Annotated in this window: 14 protein-coding genes; 5 read left to right on the forward strand and 9 right to left on the reverse strand. The window is 42.1% G+C overall.

The genetic code is table 11. The annotated features are described in order from the left end of the window. Positions 1–79 precede the first annotated feature (79 nt). Positions 80–1,027, reverse strand: coding sequence for a hypothetical protein (locus HMPREF1536_RS11955; protein WP_028729970.1), 948 nt, complete (start codon positions 1,025–1,027; stop codon positions 80–82). Positions 1,028–1,517: 490 nt separating this feature from the next. Here HMPREF1536_RS11955 and HMPREF1536_RS11960 point away from each other — a divergent pair, with 490 nt between their 5' ends. Then, a complete protein-coding gene (locus tag HMPREF1536_RS11960) occupies positions 1,518–4,304 on the forward strand; it encodes an ATP-binding protein (protein WP_028729969.1) in 2,787 nt (928 codons plus the stop codon). 3 nt (positions 4,305–4,307) lie between these two features. On the opposite strand, the gene HMPREF1536_RS11965 is transcribed toward HMPREF1536_RS11960, so the two are convergent. The 8 genes from HMPREF1536_RS11965 to HMPREF1536_RS12000 all read right to left on the reverse strand — a co-directional run bounded on the left by HMPREF1536_RS11965 (position 4,308) and on the right by HMPREF1536_RS12000 (position 15,971). Beyond that, positions 4,308–5,288: a glycosyltransferase family 2 protein gene (locus HMPREF1536_RS11965; protein ID WP_028729968.1), complete on the reverse strand. Its 981-nt coding sequence runs from the start codon at positions 5,286–5,288 to the stop codon at positions 4,308–4,310. Next, positions 5,269–6,030: a glycosyltransferase gene (locus HMPREF1536_RS11970; RefSeq protein ID WP_044193415.1), complete on the reverse strand. Its 762-nt coding sequence runs from the start codon at positions 6,028–6,030 to the stop codon at positions 5,269–5,271. The genes HMPREF1536_RS11965 and HMPREF1536_RS11970 overlap by 20 nt, the downstream gene beginning before the upstream one ends. Positions 6,031–6,192: 162 nt before the next feature. Continuing rightward, positions 6,193–7,230, reverse strand: coding sequence for a 6-bladed beta-propeller (locus HMPREF1536_RS11975; RefSeq protein ID WP_044193413.1), 1,038 nt, complete (start codon positions 7,228–7,230; stop codon positions 6,193–6,195). A 28-nt stretch (positions 7,231–7,258) separates the two neighbouring features. Then, positions 7,259–8,074: a transglutaminase-like domain-containing protein gene (locus HMPREF1536_RS11980; protein ID WP_052349924.1), complete on the reverse strand. Its 816-nt coding sequence runs from the start codon at positions 8,072–8,074 to the stop codon at positions 7,259–7,261. 280 nt (positions 8,075–8,354) lie between these two features. Beyond that, positions 8,355–9,932 carry a RagB/SusD family nutrient uptake outer membrane protein gene (locus tag HMPREF1536_RS11985; protein ID WP_028729966.1) on the reverse strand — a complete coding sequence of 526 codons (1,578 nt, stop codon included), beginning with the start codon at positions 9,930–9,932 and terminating at the stop codon, positions 8,355–8,357. A gap of 22 nt (positions 9,933–9,954) precedes the next feature. Further along, entirely contained in the window at positions 9,955–12,933 is a 2,979-nt protein-coding gene (locus HMPREF1536_RS11990; RefSeq protein WP_028729965.1) for a SusC/RagA family TonB-linked outer membrane protein, read from the reverse strand. Positions 12,934–13,226: 293 nt separating this feature from the next. Continuing rightward, positions 13,227–14,126: a Fic family protein gene (locus tag HMPREF1536_RS11995; RefSeq protein ID WP_028729964.1), complete on the reverse strand. Its 900-nt coding sequence runs from the start codon at positions 14,124–14,126 to the stop codon at positions 13,227–13,229. Positions 14,127–14,279: 153 nt separating this feature from the next. Continuing rightward, a complete protein-coding gene (locus HMPREF1536_RS12000; RefSeq protein ID WP_028729963.1) occupies positions 14,280–15,971 on the reverse strand; it encodes a right-handed parallel beta-helix repeat-containing protein in 1,692 nt (563 codons plus the stop codon). Positions 15,972–16,052: 81 nt separating this feature from the next. Here HMPREF1536_RS12000 and HMPREF1536_RS12005 point away from each other — a divergent pair, with 81 nt between their 5' ends. The 4 genes from HMPREF1536_RS12005 to HMPREF1536_RS12020 all read left to right on the forward strand — a co-directional run bounded on the left by HMPREF1536_RS12005 (position 16,053) and on the right by HMPREF1536_RS12020 (position 22,530). After that, positions 16,053–16,934: an ion transporter gene (locus tag HMPREF1536_RS12005; protein WP_044193409.1), complete on the forward strand. Its 882-nt coding sequence runs from the start codon at positions 16,053–16,055 to the stop codon at positions 16,932–16,934. A gap of 498 nt (positions 16,935–17,432) precedes the next feature. Beyond that, positions 17,433–17,990, forward strand: a complete 558-nt coding sequence (locus HMPREF1536_RS12010; protein ID WP_044193406.1) for an RNA polymerase sigma-70 factor — start codon at positions 17,433–17,435, stop codon at positions 17,988–17,990. Between the two features lie 67 nt (positions 17,991–18,057). Further along, positions 18,058–19,053, forward strand: coding sequence for a FecR family protein (locus HMPREF1536_RS12015; protein ID WP_028729960.1), 996 nt, complete (start codon positions 18,058–18,060; stop codon positions 19,051–19,053). A 156-nt stretch (positions 19,054–19,209) separates the two neighbouring features. Next, positions 19,210–22,530 carry a TonB-dependent receptor gene (locus HMPREF1536_RS12020; RefSeq protein ID WP_081693420.1) on the forward strand — a complete coding sequence of 1,107 codons (3,321 nt, stop codon included), beginning with the start codon at positions 19,210–19,212 and terminating at the stop codon, positions 22,528–22,530. Positions 22,531–22,541 lie beyond the last annotated feature (11 nt).

Raw genomic sequence — 22,541 nt, forward strand, 5'->3', positions numbered from 1 at the left:
ATCTTTGATGATTGTTGGTAAGACGAAAAACACCCCGCAAGGACTTCCTTACGGGGTGGCTGTGGCTGGTCTCTCATGGTCAGTTCTCGTTTCTCAGTTTGATTTCGCCCAATCGAAGACGGTCGAAACAGTTACGGGCAGCTATGCTGTCCTTGAATTTGACGTCTATACGACCGTTCTTGTAGAACTTAATCTGCTCGGCATTGGTGGTCGTGAGGTCGTACCATCCAGTTATATCGACATTTCTGTCACATAAGCCGACAATCATTCCGATACCTCCACATAAGACGTCATCCGTACCGAAAGCAATGCCCTCGCAGAAGGTATCCACCTTTTGTTTTGTACCATATTCAAACTCGTACTCTTGGTGATATTCAAGATGAATATTATCCCAGCGAACGATGTCAGGGAATATGATTTTGTCTTTCTTCAGTTCGGGCTTGACCTTGCTCCAACAGGAAGGCGTGACCGTTTGCAAAAAACGTTTGAGCAGTTCCTCTTCCGCAGTTTCACGGAAACTTTTGCCGCCAAGATGTTCTATGACCATATCCACATAGGTTTCATAGACGGGACGGAATCCCATGTGCAGTGTCTTCTCGTCAATCTTCGGAACAGGTACGGACACGTTATAGGTCTTGTTAAAATAGGAAATGATACGGTTGGCGAAATTTGCATTTGCATTGCAGTTCTTATCCACCAGATCGTTGATGATGTCGAACGGTTTGAACTCGTTGTGGGAATAGCTTTCGTCATCGTAGTGATTATACGCATGATAGTTTTTGTACGTGGTTTTGCCGTTCTCCTCGTATTTGAACTTGAATTTTTCTTTGTACTGTTCCGCGTCCTCTTTGAAGAGGGCATACCATCGGTCGATCTGGTCGAGCGTCTCGTAGAGCAAATCCTGCTGGCTCTGACAATAGATACGGTCATGTTCCGTAATCTTGTCCTCGTTTCTTACTTGTACACTTAAGATGCCGGAAAGCAGGTCGGGAGTGTTTCCTCTTTTTGCAATGTTGTCGGTCTGCATAATCTTATTTTTTTTAGTTAGTCCGGCTTATGGGGCCGGAGTTCCCATAGTCGCAGGCTTAAAAGGTCGTGTTCAGGACATGCAAGGTTTTCGAGGGAAAATACCGCAAGCCCTCCGGGCGAGGATGATTTTCCCCGAAACCCGAAGGGCTTGACCTTGCAATGTCCGACAAGAACACGGGCTACCTTTGCCTGTGGCTATGGAAACTACGGTCTCTCTATGACGAGTAGCTGCATTCTACTCCACAGAACATGAAATGATAAGATTTTAGATGGATTTCCGACTGAAACAGACTGTTTTTTCCGGAATAAATGTTACCTTTGTACCCAGTAAGAGAGTTATTTGAAAGCGTGAGAAACATGGTGTTCCACAGAGGCTTACTAATTTCTTATCCGTTGCCCACACCTCACGCGAATTCTTGTTAATCTATTTACAGTCAAATAAATAGCGTCAGACTGTATCAAATATACGAATAAGTACAAAAACGATTATGGATATTCGTACAGCATTATACAATGCTTTAAATTGCAGAGATATCATATTTTGTACACGGTATACCTTGGAGCATTGGCTTGCAAATAATAATCGTATTTACCATAAATTTTTTAATATTGATGAGGAGTATAAACTAGTGCCGATAACCGGTTCAGAACTTTTTGCAACACAGGATATCAATTTTTATACTGTTGGTGGTAGTAGAGTATCTTTTAAGGAGCCTGTGCGTTCATTGTACATAGGTGAAAGCTACATAGGATATTTCAGTGTATTCAGTGATTCAAAAAGAATTGTAGCTCTTCGTGCTGCCCCTGGCATCAAAGGTTTAAAGCTTCTTTCAAAAAACAAGATTATATTAGAACCAGGAGAAAACCAGATAAAATTTCAGTTTGAGATAGGAAAAGAATATACACAAAACAAAAATGAACGCACTGTACCAATATTTACCATAGGTAAATTAAAAGTTCCGCCACTGCGCCCAATTATACCTACTGAAAATTTGAAAGGTACACTTACAATCTCTACTCAAATCAAAACACTGGAAGAGTTAGTAACGGGAATTAAAGATTTTATAAAAAAAAGTAGAACAGCTATCCATACTTTAGAGGGTATATCGGGAGCTGGAAAAAGTCATTTGATAGAACAACTTCTCAATCGCCATACAATTGATGAAAAAGAAGATTTATTTTTTGGTTCTTTTGTACAATCTACAGAGAAAAACGCTGAATTGTTTCTAAATATGATTCTTTTCTTTTTATTCCCTTATTTAGCTCCAGATGCAATAACAAAGGAATATATCCGTGGCTTAAACAACAAGAATATAAGTGATGCATTATTTGATCTTATTGAAAACAAAAATGATATCGAGTCGTTTATTGGGGCTTTAACTAATATTTGTGAGAATGATTTACTTATCCCTCAAGAAATATCAATAAACAGAAGATTTATTTTTCTCGACGATTTGCAAAAGTTGGATCAAGTAATCTCAAAATGTTTAGTATCATTTCTTACTTCAATCAACCAACGTAAACTTCCGGTTTTTATACTCCTCTCTGGACAGCCTTATTATTTTAACAACAGTCAGGAATTTAAATATTTAAAAGAGAATTGTGTTGTAAAACGACATATCTATGAAATAAGAATACATGATATTTTAGATTGCTTTTCATTTCATAAACTTGCCGAAGATGAAATAACGACTAAATGGCTACATGCACTTGAATTTAATGTAATTGAATTATTTATATTCTCTAAATATATTTGGGAAGAATCTCATTCGATAAAAAGTGTAGATGAACTAATGCTTTTGTGTAAAGCATTCCGCCGTAGTGGGATAATGGAGCAGCATTTATTGAGTAAGTTTAATGAGTTTTTCTTAACTAATCCGGACTGTAAAGAGCTGTGCAACCTGATATATTGGTCACACATCCCCTTTTCAATCCCTCCAGGATCGGAAAAGCACCAGATTGCCGAAAAGATTGTCAGAGTAGGCCTCGCTCGATATAACAGCGACGATGCTCTAATACCGCAGCATGATATATATGCAGAATGCTATCGAAGACATTTTTCATCTCCGCAATATGAGGAAGCAGATCTTACTACGGTTTATCCACTTAATATATTCACTTGTCTTGCAAATGTATACATACCTAGTAAACTAACAAAAAGTATTGAGTCAGTGCGGCAACTTATAAAAAGCAAGAATTTTAACACTGTACTTTTTATTTTGCAAAATCTGTTTGAAACTAGTTTAAAGCAGGAATTAAAGCAAAAACTACCTGAAGAACAATACTATGAACTATATCTGATGTATGCTTTAGCGGCAAATCAACAAAGCCTGACGGCAAATTGTAGGGCACTTTTTGATGAACTTATAAATGAAATTTATCATAGTGAAAATAGCAATATTCAGCATATTTGCTTGCAAGCTATGTGGGAGCTTGCTTTGTTACATTATGAAAATATGAGTTATAAAATAGCATTAGCAAAACTTGATATGATGATGCTATTGATAAAGAAACTTCAAAGAAGTGCTGTATTGCCGTCTAAAATGCTAAAATGCCTGCACTATCATGACGCAATGGTGGCTGATACGCTGATAAAAGCGAATAAAAACGAAGCTACGTATCAGCTTTATTTAAAGCGCTCTGCAGAGATGAAGGATAATGGCTTTGATTATCGTTATCTGAGTTTCACAATAAGGTATGCACTTACACGATGTACCAAAGATATGCCCCAATGTATAGAAATGATAGAAAAAAGTATGATAGAACTTGCCGAAAGGTATGGTGTTAATGATAAGCATTATAACTGGTGTGGATTTCATCTAAACTTTTTTAGAATGATTTATGAAGAACGTCATGAATTATTAAAAGACGTATTAGACTATCATTTGAAAATGAAAAAAAATCATTATAGTAATTATAGACACAGGTTGAGTATACTTGCCATGTATTACTATAGTATAAATGATGAAATGAATGGCAATAAATATTTACTAAAAGAAAGTATATTTAGCCGTGAACTATGTGCAAGGCAAAGAGCCTTTCATTATATGGCACTGGCCTTGCACGAAGCTGTTTATGGAAGTCAGAGCGAAGCATATAATTATTTAAAAGATGCCGATCAACTTTTATCCGAACTGCCCGACTACAAAGTAATTGTAATACATAATATGAATATAATCAAAAGCGGGTGCTTTTCCAGCACCTATATTTGTTTCTGGTTTGGTAGTGAGCTAACAGTTCCCTACTATTATATTGACCCACGTTGTTCTTGGTAACAATCAATATAAAGTTGTATCTGTAATGTTTGGTTGTATATGCTGTCTAATTTCTTCAGCTGTGGCATAAGCAAAATACTCATCTGTTGTTATTAATGATGTAAATGCTTGTAACACTTTTCTGAGGAAAAATTTCTTTCGTTCCTCAGAATGTTCATATTCAAATATTTGCTTAATAATTATGTTCATATAACTTTCGCATAATCGGTAGTAATCTAATTGATATGTTGCGAATTTATTCTCCTCAACAAAATATTTTCTCATTCTTAAATAACATTCCTTAAAGTCAAGAATATGTTTTTCGCTGAAAGATTGAATGATCGAATCGGAGCGTCGGTAATGATGATACGCAGCATGAGGAACACATACTATTTTCTCAGCACGAAGAAATGTATAAACGCAAAATAAAACACCCTGAAAATAAATACCTTCCTCAAATCTCGCTTTGGAGGCATCAAGAAAGCTTTTCCTGAATACTTTATTCCAACAAGCTCTATGGAGTTTAATCCCCATTTCATATTGTCCGCTTAATATTCGCAACGCCATTTCAGACGAAAAAGTGTAAAACTGATTAAAATAACATAAATACTCTGGTTGTCCTCTAAATCCATCGCGTTCTCTTATTACTGAAAAAATTCCGATATCTGCATCAGTCTTCTCCATATGGGCAATGCTTTTTTCATATAAATCCAAATCAACCCAGTCATCACTATCGCAAAATGCAATAAATTTCCCTTTTGCTCGACAAAGCCCTATATTTCTTGCAGCTCCAGGTCCAACCGAATATTCATTCCGTATATAAATCAAATTTTCTTTATTTCCATAAGAATCTATAATCGAAGTTAGATCATTCGTAGAGCCGTCATCCACTACAATAACTTCGATTTTCTGTAAAGTTTGAAAAAGTAGGGAGTCAATACATTTCTTCAGATAGTCTGAAGTATTATATGCCGGTATAATTATGCTAAGTATTATATTTTTCATCGTTTTCAATCATTTCCTTCCAGTTAATATTATATTGTTTTGTTACAGATGACAGATAAAAATCATTTCTGTTCTGAAGTTTATTCACTAGAAAAAGTCCTTCTTTTGCGACTTCTTTGATACTTTTCGGATGCTGAGGTTTGTGTGCAACAACAATTACAGGAGTATTATTTAGTACCTGCATACACTTCAACCAGATATCATCTGAATACAAACATAACCTAAGAATGTTTTCTGCATTAAAAAGTTCAGGATGCATACAATATGGAGGATATAAAACACCTCCTACTCCTGTTGCCATTATCTGTATTGATGGTGTCCCTGTTACTGAAGTTTCCCAGTCCCATTGTTGATAGGGAAGCAGACTGCCATCTTGGTTCATCCGGATTTTATGAGCTCGTCCTGTAATAACAGCTTCGGGAAATTGTTGGTGGGTTTCAACTAATAATTTTAAAAGATATGGAGGATATATGGCATCGTCATCGAAAGTTATAATGATATCGTCTGGATATTCGCGCATAGCATGAAAATACTTATTATGTGGCTTATAGTCATCTGTAAAATATTTTACCTCAAGCCCCTTATCTTGAAACGATTTTATATTCTCAGCTATTTTTTCACCCTCATGCAGATACAATACAACTCTATCTGGTTGATATTGCTGAAGAAAAAGACTATCCAAACAAAGATGAAGAGTTGCTAGTCTTTTTTGATGGCTTGTTAGGGAAACAATTACAGACATATAATATTAAGTTATCAGTTGTTCGTAACAAAGGTACGATATCGTTGTTGGATTTAAAAGTAAATGTTTTAATTTGTTATATGATTTTCAACATATCGTAATATTTCAGTTCAGCAAGACAAGAGTTCCTGAACTGAGAGGGAAGAAAAGTACTTCTGCAATTCAATCCAGATCCAAATCCAAATAACCGAACTGTATATCGTCATTCATGCACATGATGATACGGTTATTTTCTTTGTCGTAGCAGAAATCGGCAATCTTATAGCCTGTTTCTAAGGTCTGGAGATAGTTTCCGGCGAGGTCAAAGACTATGAATTTTGTTGGATAAGAACCCTCTCCGCGGCCGTCTTCTCCGGAATAGCCGGCGATGATCTTGTTGCCGCAAAAAGCAGGTTGCATTGTGTAGTGGAGCGTTGGGCCCGGTTCATTCTCCCATTTGGGGCCGTATATATTGTATTTTAAATTTCCGTCCAGATCGCAAATAGTCATTAAGTCGTAATTTGAATAACATTCGGCATATATCCCGTGCTCGAAAGAAACATCAGACGTCATGCGTTTCTTTTTTATGTCGGGATGCTCATATTTCATTAGCTTTATTTCTCCTGTCAGCATATTCCATTTTCCGACGATCGGCTTGAAATTATTAGACCCTATCGGTTGAATGATCCGGCCGATACATAGCGTATCATTGAAATATCTGTATTCGCTGGGAAATAATCCTATGTTCATATCCGCTTTGACAGCCGGTTCATAATAAGGATTGTTTAGAACACTGTCCAGATCGTAGCTGAATATCTTTTGCTTGCCATGATCGGATACATAAAATTTGCGATGAGCTTCATCGATCGCTATATGTCCCATATTGGCTATTTCGCCGGGGCCCTGTCCTTGATAAGTAACACTGGTTATGTGATGGAAATCGTTTTTATCGAAAATATGTATGAGCTTGTCCGGTGATCTGTAATCGCCTATAATCAGATAATTGTCGATTAGCCTAGTTTGAGCCATCCGTCCGATCAGAACATCATCTATCGCGATCTCTTTTATTTTGTCTTTGACATTAACGATATTATCCCTTTTCTTCTGATATTTTTCAGTTTCACTGCTCTGTGTACAACTCCAACAGATGAAAATAAGCAAGAGGCACACTACCTTGCTCAACAGATTGGATAAGCCCGAAGGGCGGATGGATGTGTTCATAATCGTATAATTAACCTTTCACAATGGCTTATCTTTTTGTAAACTCAATTGGTTCGATATCATCACTCAGGGTTTTGATGTCGCAGTCTTCGTAATCTATTCCGTAACGCATCCTGATTTCAGCAAAATGCGGGCCGATATACGAAGGGAAAGTCGGATCGACAGTACACCAACCAGCACCTTCTATATAACATTCAGGCCAGGCATGGGTGCTTTCGGCTTTCCATTCGGGGACATTGAAATACCCTACGGCAAAACGAGTCGGTATATTCATGTAACGCATCAAAGCCGTAAATACGTTTGTATATTCGCTGCAAGTACCTTTCCTTGTCTGAATAACAGTATTTACATCTACGGTTCTGCAAGTGCCTGCATCAATCTGTTTGGCTATGGAATCGGAAGGTGACAAATAACTGTGGACAAACTTGAGGGCTTTCTCTATTATGACAAAGGTCTGCGTGTCATCTTTAAATAACGTATCAGCTATTTGCCTAACGTGTTCGTTTTGTGTATCTATCAACGGAGTAGATTGCAAAAATCTGGCGATCTCTCTGTCGTATTCCTGTGATTTATCATATTTGGCTTCTTTCATTTTTGCCAGTTTGCTTCCATCCAGATAAGGGTTGATAATTGTGAGTGATATTTCATAGTTGTCTCCTTTTTTCGATATTTGGGTAATCCGTTGAGGATAACAGTCTATTGCTTTAATATCAGGCTTTCTTACTGTAAAGGTGAAGTTGACGGTATCCTGATTCTCCAAGCGGAAGTATTGGGAATATGATTGTGCAAAAGCTGATTGTACAATAAACATACATATAATCAGCATAAATGGGGCTTTACTCATGACGTTTCGTTTTATGATTTACAATTGATGGCAAAATTAGTAAATATTTGAGATGCAGCTATGGTTATGCCTTGCAAATGCACAGTCTTTGTGTATCAAATACCTAACATAACGGCAGGAGGTATATTTAGCACCTTGTATATCATGCGTGCAATTTTAAAGTCGGTTCAGACCGGCCTGTCAGATAGTCGTTCACGCGTTTTTACGAAAATAAACCATCTGATTTGTTAGAAGCGCGGAACGTCTGGATTCTCAGACGTTCCGCGTTGTCTTTGTTTTATCAGAATGCCGGATAGCCCGGATTCTGTTTCAGATTTTGATTCGTTTGCCAGGCATCCTGCGGGATAGGGAACAGGTTTCTGTAATCTTCCCCTTTCGTCTCCGGTTTGAGGAAACGGGCATTCTGGAAAGTGCCGAAACGGATGCAATCCTGACGGGAGTAGCATTCCCAGGCAAGTTCAAGCTTACGTTCCAAGGCAATCTCATCGAGTGTGACTGACGCATAATTATGTTCCGAATTCTCAAATCCTCTTTGGCGGATCTCATTGACCAGGCGGGTCGCTTCTCCGTTGTCCTTATCCATCCGTACCAGACATTCGGCTTTCATCAGGTAGATATCGGCCAGGCGGAACAATGCAAAATCGTTCTCTATACCGTCCACCGTCGATTTGTCGAAAGGCCATTTGATGGCACGGCCGCCATCTTCCTGGTTTACGTCGCCCCAGGCGGTGCCGTCGCGTTCGGTTCCCGGGATGATCGTTACATCTGCCGTGTGGATCAACGGACGGTCGTGAGCCGTGATGATCACTTTCCCGGTAGCCGGGTCGATCATTTCACCCAGCAGGAAAGATCCGTTTTTACGGATGTCGGCATCGTCGAACAGTTTTACATAATCCGGCTGTCCGCAAACTCCGTTATCACCCGTCACTTTCAATCCGAGAACCAGATTGTCTTTGTAATGCAGCGTCCAGGCAAATAGGCGGTTACGATAATCAGTCCCATTCAGATCCTGGTCGTTTGCACTGAAACAAATCGGGAAAATGGTTTCCATAGACGACTCGTTGTTGCTTGCGAAATTGGCTTTCCAGTCCGATTCGAGGGTATAGCCGAGCTTCATTACTACATCGCAGGCATCTGCTGCTTCCTGCCAGCGTGGGACGTCGACACCCCATGCTTCGGCATTCAGATACATTTTAGCTAATAGTGCATAGGCGGCTCCTTTGGTGAATTTCCCGTAAGAAGCCGTACTGACATCCTCCCGTAAGACATCTTTAATCTCGGTAAGTTCTTTCAGTATGAAATTGTAGACCTCCTTGCGCGGTGTCACGGTGGGGAGACTGGTGTCTTTAAAGTCGGTGATAAGAGGAATATTCCCCCAGTTATCCATCATAATGTAGAACCAGATGGCGCGTACGCCCCTAATCTCGGCCAATGTTCTTTGTTTCAGTTCGTCGCTGATGAAAGTGTTGCTTTCAACGATGCTGTAGACCAGGTTGCAGGTAGAAATGGACTTGGTAGCCATGCTCCAGCAATTCTTTATCTGGTTGGTGTTGGCTGTCCACGAGTGCATGTGTAATTCGCGGTATTGTCCGCCGTCGTACCAGTCGCCCCCTTTGCGGGTCGGGACAATCGCCATATCGCCGCTGCATTCGGACAATGCCATGAAGTTGTAAGGAACATATTGGTTCAGACTCCTGTAAACCGGCCCGACTATGGATGCTATTTCCGCTTCGTTCTTGCCGAAATGGTCGGCCTGCACTTTATCGTACACTGTTTCGCCCAGATCCATACACGAGGGCATAGAGCAAAGGAGAAGAGTTGCTCCGGCAAGTGATATTATCAATGATTTCTTTTTCATAAGAATGTGCTTAATTAGTAAGTTAGAATGTTAAGTTAACGCCTAAAGTGAAAGTTCTTGATTTGGGGAAGAACTGGCGGTGTTCGATACCCGGGGAAAGACCGGCATCCGCATCTGTTATTTCTCCGCGGAAGATTTCTACTTCCGGGTCGACACCCTTATAGCCAGTGATTACGAACAGGTTCTGTCCGGCCACGTAGACACGGGCTTTATCCAGCCAGTCGATTTTCTTCGTGTTGAACGTATAACCCAGTGACATGTTGTCGAGGCGCATGAAGGAAGCATTCTCGATGTAGTAGGAACAGATACGGGAAGACTCTGTGAGCTGATGAACCAACGGATCGTTCAAAGCATTGGTACCGATCAGGAAAGTATTGTTGCCATAGGCGGCACGCGGGTTGTTGAATACTTTCTGGCCGATGGAACCGCGGAAGAAGAAGCTCAGATCCCAGCTTTTCCAACTGAATGAGTTGTTCCATCCGAATGTCAGATCCGGCTGTGCGTCGCCGCAATAATCGCGGTCGTCGTCGGTGATCTGTCCGTCCTTGTTTTTGTCTTTGATGATGTATTTGCCGTTTTCGTCGATCCCTTCGCAGATCAGCATATAGAATTGTCCTACCGGACGGCCTTCTTCAATGACGTGTGAGGTAACGCCTGAACCGCCGCGTAGCCAGGGATCGCCCGTGTAAAGGCGGCTGGTCGTATATACGTCGCTCGACAGTTTGGTGATCTCGTTCTTGTTGTGGGCCAGGTTCAATGACATGTTCCAAGAGAAGTCTTTCTTACGCAGGATATCCATGTTCAGCATGATTTCGATACCCTTGTTGGTCATATCGCCTACGTTGGCCTGCATTTTGTTGTACACGAACGGGGGAGTCGGAACCTCGTAATTGTAAAGCATGTCGGATGTTTTCTTGTTATACCATTCGATGGTACCGTTCAGGCGGCTGTTGAACAAGGTGAAGTCGAGGCCGACGTTCAGCATGGCGGTCGATTCCCATTTCAGGTCGGGGTTGGCATTCTGGTTGATCTTGTATGCTGTCTGCCAGCTGCCGTCATTATAATAGATACCCTCTGATCCGTATAACTCAAGACTCTTATAAGGTTGCAGGCCGTCCTGGTTACCGGTGACACCATATCCGACGCGGAATTTCAAATCGTTCACCCACTTGACGTCCTTCATAAACGATTCCTGCGAGATACCCCAGGCTGCGGATGCGGATGGGAACGTACCCCATTTATGGTTGGCACCGAATTTGGAAGAACCGTCGCGGCGTACGGTAGCTGTGATCATATAACGTTCGTCATAGCTGTAATGGGCACGTGCGAACATGGAGATCAGTTTATAGGAGTTCTTATCGGAAGATACGTCGCCAGTCTTCAGGCCGGTACCCGATTGAAGGTTGTTCGATCCCAGGTCGTTGGTCAGGAAGTTACGGTTCTGTGAAGTGAATGACGAATAATTGTTATCTTCCCAGGAGTAACCGATCATGCCTTGTATCTTGTGCTCTTCGGCTGTTCCGAATACTTTTTCGTAGTCGGCTGTCCATTCCATCAGGTTGCGGTTCCAGGTGCGGTTCCGTTTCTGGGCGTATCCGTTATTGCTTTGTCCCTGTTTGGTTTCGGAGTTGTCGTATTGGCTGAACTCACTGGAATAGCGGCTTTTGTATAAATTCGCTTTTACGTTCAGCCCGTCGATCACGGTAAATTGTATATCTCCTGCGCCGTAGAAATAGATATTATTCATGTCTTTTCTGTTCAGATCCTGGTTTTGCACCGGGTTTCCCTGGTCATATTCTGTGTTGACTTTGGTGAAATAAGAACCATCGGCATTGTAAACCGGGTACACGGGAAGCATACTATAGGCTAATACGAAATTGTCGCCATAGGGGATGCGCGCATCCGTCAGTGTAGCTGACCCGAGCAAGCCGATGCGCAGGCGGTCGTTGATGGCCCGTTGCTGGAACTGGAAGCGGAAGCTATAGCGGTTCATGTCGTTGTCGCGCATGATACCGTTGCGATCCAGGTAGGTGAATGAGGCGCGGTAATTACTTTTCGAACCTCCTCCGGAAAGGGAGATGGCATGGTTTTGTGAAATACCTGTCCGGGTCATGGCGTCGAACCAGTCGGTGTCGGCTCCATACTGGTCGTATACGCTGGGATCCTGCCCGGATTCTTTGGCGTAAGCTCTCCATTCGTCGGCGTTCATCAGGTCGGGCTTGTTGGCGAGGTGATCCATAGCGACGTATCCGTCGTAGGAAATCTGTGTTTTCGAGCCTGAACCTCTTTTGGTGGTGATCAGGATAACACCACCGGCTGCACGCGACCCGTAGATGGCGGCTGAAGAAGCATCCTTCAGCACCGATATCGATTCGATATCGGAAGGCGCTACCGTAGTCATATCGCCTCCGGGAATACCGTCGATAACGATCAGCGGCCCCTGGTCGTTTTGCAGGGTGGATGTTCCGCGCAGCCGGATAGTCGAGCTTTTGGTCACGTCGCCGGAACCGGACGTGATCGTCAGGCCGGCCACTTTCCCTTGCAACAGGTCGGAGGCGTCTCTTGTTACTCCTTTGTTGAAGTTCTCTTCCGAAACATTGGCAACGGAACCGGTAATTTCTTTACGTGTCTGTGTTCCATAGCCGATAGCTACGACTTCACCCAGGTTAACAACAGAGGGAGCCAGTTTGACATCGATTGTCTTCCGGCCTTTTACCGCTTCTTCCGTCGTGTTATAACCGATGAATGAGAATTGAAGAACGGCTTTCGAGAGGTCGTTCAATGTGAGTGTGTAGTTACCGTCTACGTCTGTGACAGTACCATTGGTCGAACCTTTTTCTACTACGTTTGTTCCGATGATAGGTTCGCCTAGTTCATCTAAAACTTTTCCTTTAACAGTGCCCGATTGAGCGAAGACAGCTGTCATACAAAGTGACATTAATGCAGAAAGTATCCCTACTCTGCAGCGTCTGAAAGAACTAATCGTTTTCTTTCCTTGCATAATCATTTAATTTTCTTGGTTAACACTTATACTAGTTACTGAGAATTATCACGCTCAAATATAATTCTATTTTTTCTAAAATAAACAAATGTAAAGAATATAATTTATGAAAAACAAGGTTTGTGTGTGAATGTGTTATTTTATTTAATGAAAAAATATTTGTTTTTATGTGTGGTTTTTCAGTAAATACGCAGACTTTACTGCCTGATAATAAGATGTCTATCTTTTGTTTTTCAGAAGGGTTGATTATTATAGGTGATATGAAATTAGGCGGAAAGGTTTTAGAAAAAAGATTATTCGTTGTAGTCGATTTTGAAGTATTGAAGAATTATTTTGAATTTATCCTGGGCGGTAAGGCAGGTATCAACAAGATATAAATGTGTTCTGTTCCATTCTTGTAGGCCACGGTAATAGAACCATTTCAACTCTTCGTCTATTATGAATGGTACAATATTATTACTCAGGCATTCTTTGAACATGATCAGGCGTCCTACGCGTCCGTTTCCATCCTGAAAGGGGTGAATACATTCAAATTCTCTATGGAAACTGATAATATCTTCGATTGTTTTATTGTTAATGGCATTATAATTTGCCAAAAGCGTTTTTATCCGGCCAGGGACTTCTTCGGGGGAACAGGTTTTATTTCCTCCAACTTCATTAGGTAATTTTTTATAGTTGCCAACTTGAAACCAATCTTTCCTGCTGTCGGAAGTTCCTGATTTTAGTGTATAATGCAATTCTTTGATAAAAGTTTCTGTCAACTTTTTTGTTTTCGCTTTTTCGATAATCATGTCGATACATTTGAAATGGTTGGTTGTCTCGATTATGTCGTCGACGTTTATCATTTCGCCTGTAGCTCCGATTGTATTGGTTTCAAAGATGAATCTTGTCTGATCGTGGGTTAGCCGGCTACCTTCAATATGGTTTGAATTATAGGTGAGGTCTACCTGAACGCGGTGGTATATTCCTCCGTTCAGTTTCATGTCTTTTTGTTCTTTGAGAGCATCAAGTAGCGGGTTTTCATTGAATCGCTTTTTGGTTTTAGAATCAGAGATTACAGCTTCTTCCGGAATGTTCCATGTTTTTCCAGTCAGGAAAGCCCCTGCTATTTTTCCTGTAGCACAATAGTGACGTATCGTCCTTTCCGGAAGATTTTGTTGTTTTGCAAATTCGCTGACTGAGTAATATTTCATAATTATAATTTTGCCGTTATCGGCAAGAAATGTGGATATTTATATGCAAATATATCAATTTCTTGCCGATAACGGCAAAATCATCTCAAAAAATAGAGTGTCATATATTGTTATCCATGCACATAATGAATTGTTCGTTTTGTAACATGTTCATCATTGAATGATATTTCCTTCTATTGTAACGTCTTTGCATTCCCGTGTTTTTATCAACTCTTCCGTGGTGGAGGTTTTAGGAGTCAGGAACAAATTATCTGTGATTTTCAGGCCGTCGACCGATTTGGCGGAGATAGCGTCTGTCCCTGTTAACCGGAAACGGTTATTGGCGATTGTGATATTGCGGTGGACGTAGCCTTCATTCCGGTCGTTTTCGGGAACGATGAAGATCACCGGGCCTCCACATTCGATAAAGTAGTTGTTACGGATAGTCACATCACGTGCCATGCCCGACTCGAACCAACTTCGGGCATCGTCTGCGATCAGGATACCGCTCATTTGCATACGGAAGAAAGTGTTGTCTTCTATGATAACCTTGCGGCGGGTGGATACCAGAATCCCGCGGGTAGGAATACGGGAGAAGTAGTTTCCGCGGATTTCGACTTCGGGAGTGTACGTGACATTTTCGATAACAAGCCCCTCTGTTTCTTTTACCTTGGATGTTACCGGTTTATCGAGGGTGATCGTGATTTCGCGTTCGTTTTTCATCTCTGCCTTTTTTACTTTTGCAGAAGAGAGGGATAACAGGGTATGCGGGTCGATGAATTCGATCGTATTACCCGGCAGGAACGACTGGAAGCCGTAAGTTTGATGGTGCATATATTTCACTACAATCTGGTTGGGGGCAAGAAACTCCGTCACGGCTAGGTGGGTACCGTGTATGTTAATTGGATCGTCATGTGCCCCGGAGAAACGGGAGTTTTCGATGGTGATTTTTCCTTTACAACCGGACATTTGCACGAAATCGGCAAATCCGGCGCAGGTACGTCCGCTACCGGCTTCGGGTTCGAAAGCCATATTGCGGTAAGTGATGTTTTCGGACATTTGGCCGACGATGCCGAAGTTACCCAGGAAATCCAGGTGTAAGTTGTCCAATATTACATTTTTACTGAACTGGATCAGTCCGCAGGCCTGGTCGCGGATGCCGTCGCGCATCTGGAAAGTCAGTCCCGGCCGGGCTTGTGGTGTGTTATCGTAAACGAAACGGAGCAAGTTCGGTTCGAGTTCGATCGCTTTGCGAAGTCCGTTGAGGGGTGACCAGCTACGCCAGGTAATATCCTTTTCCGGGTCGTAGCTTTGTGCGATCCCATCGGATAGTGACCAGTTGTCGCCGACAAAGGAGAATTTGCCGTCTTTGATCTGGTAGCGTGACCGGGGGTGAATACGTACAGTCATGTGGCGTTCCCCTACTTCGGTAACTGTCAGTTCCGGTACAGTCGGATCGGCAGCCGTTACGGTGAAGTTACGTAAAGTAATATTTTCGCACTGGTCGATTACGAAACTGGTCATTTCGCCATGAGTGACGAGGTGGGCGCCTTTTCCGTCGATCGTTACGTTTTTCAGCCCTTTCAACCATAATCCGATATGCTTGGTCTGATCCGGGTTCTCCTTCTCTGAAGCAGTGTTTGAAATGTGGTAAAGTATCTGTGACGAACTTTCCCGATGAATGTTATAGTCTGCATTCTGCAATTCGATAACAACGGCTTTCCCGTTATAACTTCGCGCTTTCTCTACGGCCACCTGAAGTTTGGTAGTCATGTCCCCCTTTTCAGGACTCACTTTAATAATGTTTTGTGCGGTAGCGGTAAGCACAAAAAAAGAACAAATGGTAAAAAGAATTGATTTTTTCATGGTATTTTTGTCTAATTGAATATTGAATTGTTACAAAGATAGGAGTTCGTATAAAAATCTCCAAATAAGAAATTTAGATATATGGAACAGGAAGGAACGAAATCCGGATTTTTGGGTAGGATTAGGAACAGGATCAATGCTTTTCTTCATAATAAGGAGTTGAAGGAGAAGTTGTATATCATCATATTTGAATCTGATACGCCTAAGGGGAAGTTGTTTGATGTTTTTCTGATCGGATTTATTATTGCGAGCGTATTGGTGGTGATAATGGAGAGTGTCGTGACCTTTTCCGATCATTTCAGGCTGGCACTTCAGATACTGGAATATGTTTTTACAGCGTTTTTTACTTTTGAGTATCTGGTTCGTATTTATTGCAGTCCTGAGCCTAAAAAGTATATATTCAGTTTTTTCGGTATTGTCGATTTACTGGCGACCTTGCCTCTGTATCTGGGATTCTTCTTTACCGGAGCACGTTACCTGTTAATAATAAGGACTTTCCGCCTGGTCCGGGTTTTTCGGGTATTCAAATTATTTAATTTTCTGGAAGAAGGAAATTTATTGCTGGTATCCCTGCGGTTGAGCAGCCGGAAGATATTCGTATTCTTCTTTTTTGTCCTGATCCTGGTTACTTCTATCGGAACGATCATGTTCATGGTCGAGGGGACACAGCCGAATACCCAGTTCAATAACATTCCCAATTGTATTTATTGGGCGATTGTTACGATGACTACGGTCGGCTATGGAGATATTACCCCTGTTACTCCTGTCGGACGTTTTATCTCGGCTTGTGTGATGCTGATCGGGTATACGATCATTGCGGTTCCAACGGGTATTGTTTCGGCTACAATGATGAAAGAACATAGGAAACGCAGCCTGCTGAGATGTCCGCATTGCCTTAGAACGGGGCATGAAGAAGAGGCCAAATTTTGTAAATATTGTGGTGGCAAGCTGGATATTTCGTGAATATTTCTATATTTGCAGCTATGAGAACACTATTGACCACAATTTTTGCAGCATTGTTTATTACTTTTATTTTTGGTATCGGAGGATATTCTCTCTATCAGATAGAAGCAAACCCGGTGTTATTTCTAGGCATTCTTGGGACTGCTTGGGGCGTATCGCTCTGGTTATTACTATCAACTGTTTTTAGCAAAAAGAGGAAAAGGGCTATTTCTTTTTTGAGGCATCGATCTTAGGATATTTCAGTCCCTTCGTTTGTCATTTATATCTTTCCAGGTATCTTTTATAACGTACCATATAACACAGACGATCATTACCAGCATGATTGCACTGCCGCCTACACTGATTATTGTTTTTATGTATTGATCCATCGTTTTTAGTATTAGGTTTGTAGAAATAACTATTACTTGCTAAAGATAGGAATAAGAATACCAATATTTAGACTATCTGTAAAATAATTGCGGGGTTGTATAATAATTTATTGTCTATATTTGTGTCGCTATGGGTGGAGATCGTGAATCTGAATATATGGAAAAACTGGGGCAGGGAGATCATAAGTCTTTCGATGCCTTGTTTATGCTGTATCATCCACGAGTGAAAAATTTTCTGCTGGGGTTTATTAAGGATGAAGAGGAAGCGTGCGATATGGCGCAGGATATTTTCTTTAAGGTTTGGATAAACCGGGAAAGCATTTCGAAGGTGAACTCGTTGAAAGCTTACTTGTACCGGATGGCCCGGAATATGATTTACGATTATTATGAACACAGCCTTGTAAAAGAGTCTTATGAACAAAAACAACAATCTTCTTCCAATGAATACACCGACCTGATAGAAGAAGATCTGTACGCAAAAGAATTATCTCTCCTGATCGATATTGCCATTGAGCAAATGCCGGAGCAGCGCCGCCGTATTTTTAAGATGAGTCGGAAAGAAGGATTGTCCAATGAAGAAATATCCCAACGTCTGGAAATAAATAAACGTACGGTTGAAAACCATATAACACAAGCCCTGGCCGATCTTCGGGGAGTGTTGCGCGGAGCTGTCCTGTTACTTTTTTGAGAAAAAATCTATTTTGAGCCGTGTGTGCTTTCCGCCTTCCCCGTCTTTAATATAAACACGGGATAGAATGGCGAATAAAACAATACATACTTTACTTACAAAATTCTTCGGGAATGACCTTCCGGAAGCAACACAGATGGCCTTTCGGAAATGGTTTGTCGATGATACCTGCCGGCAGGACAAGGAAGAGGCTATGCTGGATATCTGGGAACAAACACCCGGGGAAGTGGACGAAAAGACAAAAAGAGAGTTGGTGAAATTGCACTGTCGTATTCAGTCCGTTTCAGAACCGGTCGTGGAAAAGAGGACGCTGTTCCGGAAAATCATGCGTGTTGCTGCGATCCTGCTATTGCCTTTGTTGGGAGCTGCTGCCAGTTATTTTATCATGCAAAACGAGCCCCGGATGATCGAACCCGAGTGGATCGAATGTTTTGTGCCGAATGGTGAGAAAAAGCAGATCATCTTGTCGGACGGATCGGAAGTGTGGTTGAATTCGGGCTCATTGCTGCTTTATTCAGCCAACTTCGAAGGTGGTAAACGCTCGATCTACCTGAATGGAGAAGCCAGTTTTAAGGTTGCAAAAGATCCGGACAAACCTTTTATTGTAAAGACCGGCCATCTGGCAGTGGAGGCTTTGGGTACTCATTTTAATGTGGAAGCTTATCCGGACTCCGAATTGACTACTGCAACGCTGGAGGAAGGGAAAGTGCGGATCGTTACCGATCTGGCACCGGATAAACCGGTTATTCTGTATCCGGATGAACAGTTTATCTATAACAGCCGGTCGGAAACTGTCTCCAAAGAGGTTGTCAATGCCGCGAAAGTATTGCAATGGAAACACGGATACCTGACTTTCCAGGGAGCCTCTTTCGATCATATTGTGAAAACGATCGAGCGTCGTTTCGATGTTACGATCAATTATGAGACAGGTAAATTTGCAGGACGTAGTTTCACCATGAAGTTCAGGCCGGATGAAGGATTAAACCAGGTACTGGATATCTTGCAGGAAATGATAAACGGATTGCATTACAGGATAAAAGATAACATAATATACATCAACTAAAGATGCAGGAGGATACTTTATGAAAAAAAGAACCCGGGAAGTCGACGCCAATCGGAACTTCCCGGATTTGAAATCGTAGAATACCAATTTATCGCTCGCCTGAAACAGGTGGGAAACAATATAATATTCAACTTTAAAAATCTAATTCACAAAGATATGGAAATAAACCAGAAAATACAAAGGATGAAGCGTTTTACTTCATTCAGGGTGATCGCAATACTTTTTCTTTTCCTTTTCTCACAATATACTTTTCTGTGGTCGCAGACAATTACATTGTCCGGAAACGTTCTAACCATAAAGAGCGCTTTTGCAGAAATAGAGGAACAAACGGATATGTCGATCGATTATGATGAATCGGTAATAAATCTCCATCGGAAGATCGATACAGCCATCGATGGAAAGAGCCTGGAAGAAACCATGAATATCCTGTTGAAAGGTACGGGATGTTCGTTCGTTGTAAAAAATAATCATATTGTTATTTCGGCAAATGCCAAGGATACAGGAAAATCGCTGACCGTGACGGGAGTGATAACGGATGAACACGGAGATCCTGTAATTGGTGTGAATGTCGTTGAAAAAGGAACGACGAACGGTTGTATATCGGATATGGACGGGCGTTATTCACTGGATGTACAGGCCAATTCTGTCCTGCAGATCTCTTATATAGGATATATCTCCCGTGAGATCAGGGTGAATAACCAGAAGGTGATCAATGTACAACTAACGGAAGATACTCAGAATCTGGAAGAAGTCGTTGTGGTCGGTTATGGTACGCAAAGGAGAAAAGACCTGACGGGAGCCGTTTCCAGCATTAATACAAGTGAAATACAAAGCCGTTCCGTTCCTTCGGTGGCCGGTTCCTTGCAAGGTAAGATGAGCGGGGTGATGATACAGGAAACGGGAGGCGACCTGACAGGACGTTTCCAGTTCTCGGTGCGCGGAACCGGTTCTGTGACCGGAAGTAATGACCCTCTGCTTATTGTCGATGGAGTGCCGCTCTTTAACAATGACCTTTCTACATTGAACACGAAAGATGTCGTTTCGGTGGATGTTTTGAAAGATGCCTCTGCTTCGGCCATTTATGGTGCCCGTGCTTCTAACGGTGTCGTGATCATTACGACAAAACGCGGACAAACCGGTAAGCCGGTGATTTCTTTCAGCATGGATCTGGGGTTCGAGAATATAGCCAAACGGTATGAGGTGCTGACTACCGACCAACAACGCCGCTTGTTTGTCGAAGCGTTTAAGAATACCAACAGGAATCCGGAAGTCTATGAAAACATCAATGATCCGGTCTGGCAGATACAAACAGACTGGCAGGATTTAGGAACCCGGACGGGAGTAAGGCAGAATTACAACCTGAGTGTGCAGGGAGGAAGCGAAAATAATAAATATGCTATCTCCGGTTCTTTCTCACGAAGATTAGGAACTATGAAAAACAGTGACCTGAACGAGTTCTTCCTGCGTGCGAACAATGACATTTCCATCGGCAAAAGACTGAAGATCGCATCGAGCCTTAGTGGAGCTCATCAGCGTCAGAATAAATTAAGCAATGATGCCTGGGGAAGCGGTGCTTATCAGCGTTTGATCAGTAGCCACACTTATTTGCCTGCTTATGATGAAACCGGAGATTTCTTTGCAGTAACATCGGCTGCCGATCCTTATTTCGGGGAGAACAGTAATCCGCTGATCAACCAGTTGATGGATGTAAATAAAGAAAACTCATCGAGAATGATGGCTAGTATCAAGCTGGATTATAAGATATTGGATGATTTGATCTTTACTGTTAATACGGGGGCAGACCTGGGGTTTGTAAATGGCTACCGCTATCTGCCAGTGTACAAATACGGCCGGTATACCCGGACGGAAGGTAGTACGACAAATACTTCCAAAGAGACCATCAACTGGGTAACGGAAGCCACTTTACAATATAGTAAAACGTGGAAGAAGCATTCGTTAAGCGCTTTGATCGGAGCTTCAGCCCAGCAGTATGTAGTGAAACAGACAAGTACGACCGGTACCGGAACTATCGACAATTCACTGGATCAGTTGTCGAACCAGACTAATTTTACAGCGACCGGTACTTCGGTCACATCAGCTCTGGCATCTACTTTTGTTCGTTTGAATTATAGTTTCAACGACCGTTATTTATTCACGGGAACAGTCAGACGCGACGGTTCATCCAAATTCGGCCCGGATAAGCGATATGGTATTTTCCCTTCTATTTCGGGTGCCTGGAGAATGTCGGAAGAAGCTTTCCTGCGGGATGTGGATTTTCTGACAAACCTGAAATTGCGTGTAGGCTACGGGTTGACCGGAAACCAGAATATCGGGGATTTTGCTTATGTGACCCGCGCCGGTGCCAGCCCTTATATCTGGGGAAACAGTATGGTGGTAGGAAATTCTTCCGTGAATATGGGAAATCCGAAATTGCAATGGGAGTCGGCCCAGCAGTTCAACGTCGGTCTCGATGCTTCTTTCCTGAGAGACAGATTGTCCGTTGTTATTGATTATTACGACAAACGGTCGAAGGATCTGCTTATTCAGACACCGGTGCCCTATATTGCGGCCGTGACCGAAAATCCGTATGTAAATCTGGGGTCTGTGCAGAACAGAGGTTTGGAAGTAGGAATCAATTCCCGCAATATCGAAACGAAAAAGTTCTCCTGGACAACAAGCTTCAATATCAGTTTTAACAAGAACAAAGTGCTGGATATCGGAACGAATGCTCTAGGTGAGCCGTTGCAAATTCCGGGTGAGAACATTTCGTTGCCGAATGATTTCGCGAACTTGACCAAAGAAGGACATCCGGTAGGAGCTTTTTACATGTACCAGTTCGATGGTATCTGGCAGAAGAATGAAGCGGAAGAAGCTGCCTTGTTCGGTGCTGTTCCCGGTGATCCTAAATTTGTGGACAGGAATAACAGTAAATCGCTGGATACAGGGGATAAAGACTTTGTCGGCTCTCCGCTGCCTACTTATTTCGGAGGTTTCACGAATACATTCAGGTATGGCCCGTTCTCATTGAATATCTTCTTTAATTTTGCAGGAGGAAATAAGATTTACCATGCCATGCGTAACCTGAATGCAAGGGCTGTCCCGTTCAACCAGCAATTGGCGGAGGTGGCGGACTTCTGGACGGAAAATAATCCTTCAAATACTATACCCCGTCCGTCGCAGGGAGGAAATACGACTTTCCTGGCCACCCGGGTTTCAACCAATTATCTGGAAGATGGAAAGTACCTGAGATTGAAAAACGTATCTTTCTCGTATGCACTTCCCAAGGCATTCCTGACAAAATTGAATATCAGTGATGCAACCGTGTCGGTCAGCGGTGCCAACCTGGTTACTTTTACCAAATATACGGGGTTGGATCCTGAAGCATCGAGTACGACAAGCCTGTTGTCCGGAGGGATCGATTATACTCCGTACCCTTCTACCCGTTTTTATTCGTTCTCATTACAATTATCATTCTAAAATATACTGCT

The organism is Parabacteroides gordonii MS-1 = DSM 23371 (assembly GCF_000969825.1).
In the GTDB taxonomy this organism is placed as follows: domain Bacteria; phylum Bacteroidota; class Bacteroidia; order Bacteroidales; family Tannerellaceae; genus Parabacteroides; species Parabacteroides gordonii.

Excerpts from the sequence above, each read along its gene's own strand:
- HMPREF1536_RS12010 (WP_044193406.1), top strand. The coding sequence starts at position 17,433 with ATGGGTGGAGATCGTGAATCTGAATATATGGAAAAACTGGGGCAGGGA.
- HMPREF1536_RS11960 (WP_028729969.1), top strand. The coding sequence starts at position 1,518 with ATGGATATTCGTACAGCATTATACAATGCTTTAAATTGCAGAGATATC.
- HMPREF1536_RS12000 (WP_028729963.1), bottom strand. The coding sequence starts at position 15,971 with ATGAAAAAATCAATTCTTTTTACCATTTGTTCTTTTTTTGTGCTTACC.
- HMPREF1536_RS12020 (WP_081693420.1), top strand. The coding sequence starts at position 19,210 with ATGGAAATAAACCAGAAAATACAAAGGATGAAGCGTTTTACTTCATTC.
- HMPREF1536_RS12015 (WP_028729960.1), top strand. The coding sequence starts at position 18,058 with ATGGCGAATAAAACAATACATACTTTACTTACAAAATTCTTCGGGAAT.
- HMPREF1536_RS11970 (WP_044193415.1), bottom strand. The coding sequence starts at position 6,030 with ATGTCTGTAATTGTTTCCCTAACAAGCCATCAAAAAAGACTAGCAACT.
- HMPREF1536_RS11975 (WP_044193413.1), bottom strand. The coding sequence starts at position 7,230 with ATGAACACATCCATCCGCCCTTCGGGCTTATCCAATCTGTTGAGCAAG.
- HMPREF1536_RS11995 (WP_028729964.1), bottom strand. The coding sequence starts at position 14,126 with ATGAAATATTACTCAGTCAGCGAATTTGCAAAACAACAAAATCTTCCG.
- HMPREF1536_RS11985 (WP_028729966.1), bottom strand. The coding sequence starts at position 9,932 with ATGAAAAAGAAATCATTGATAATATCACTTGCCGGAGCAACTCTTCTC.
- HMPREF1536_RS11955 (WP_028729970.1), bottom strand. The coding sequence starts at position 1,027 with ATGCAGACCGACAACATTGCAAAAAGAGGAAACACTCCCGACCTGCTT.
- HMPREF1536_RS12005 (WP_044193409.1), top strand. The coding sequence starts at position 16,053 with ATGGAACAGGAAGGAACGAAATCCGGATTTTTGGGTAGGATTAGGAAC.
- HMPREF1536_RS11965 (WP_028729968.1), bottom strand. The coding sequence starts at position 5,288 with ATGAAAAATATAATACTTAGCATAATTATACCGGCATATAATACTTCA.
- HMPREF1536_RS11980 (WP_052349924.1), bottom strand. The coding sequence starts at position 8,074 with ATGAGTAAAGCCCCATTTATGCTGATTATATGTATGTTTATTGTACAA.
- HMPREF1536_RS11990 (WP_028729965.1), bottom strand. The coding sequence starts at position 12,933 with ATGCAAGGAAAGAAAACGATTAGTTCTTTCAGACGCTGCAGAGTAGGG.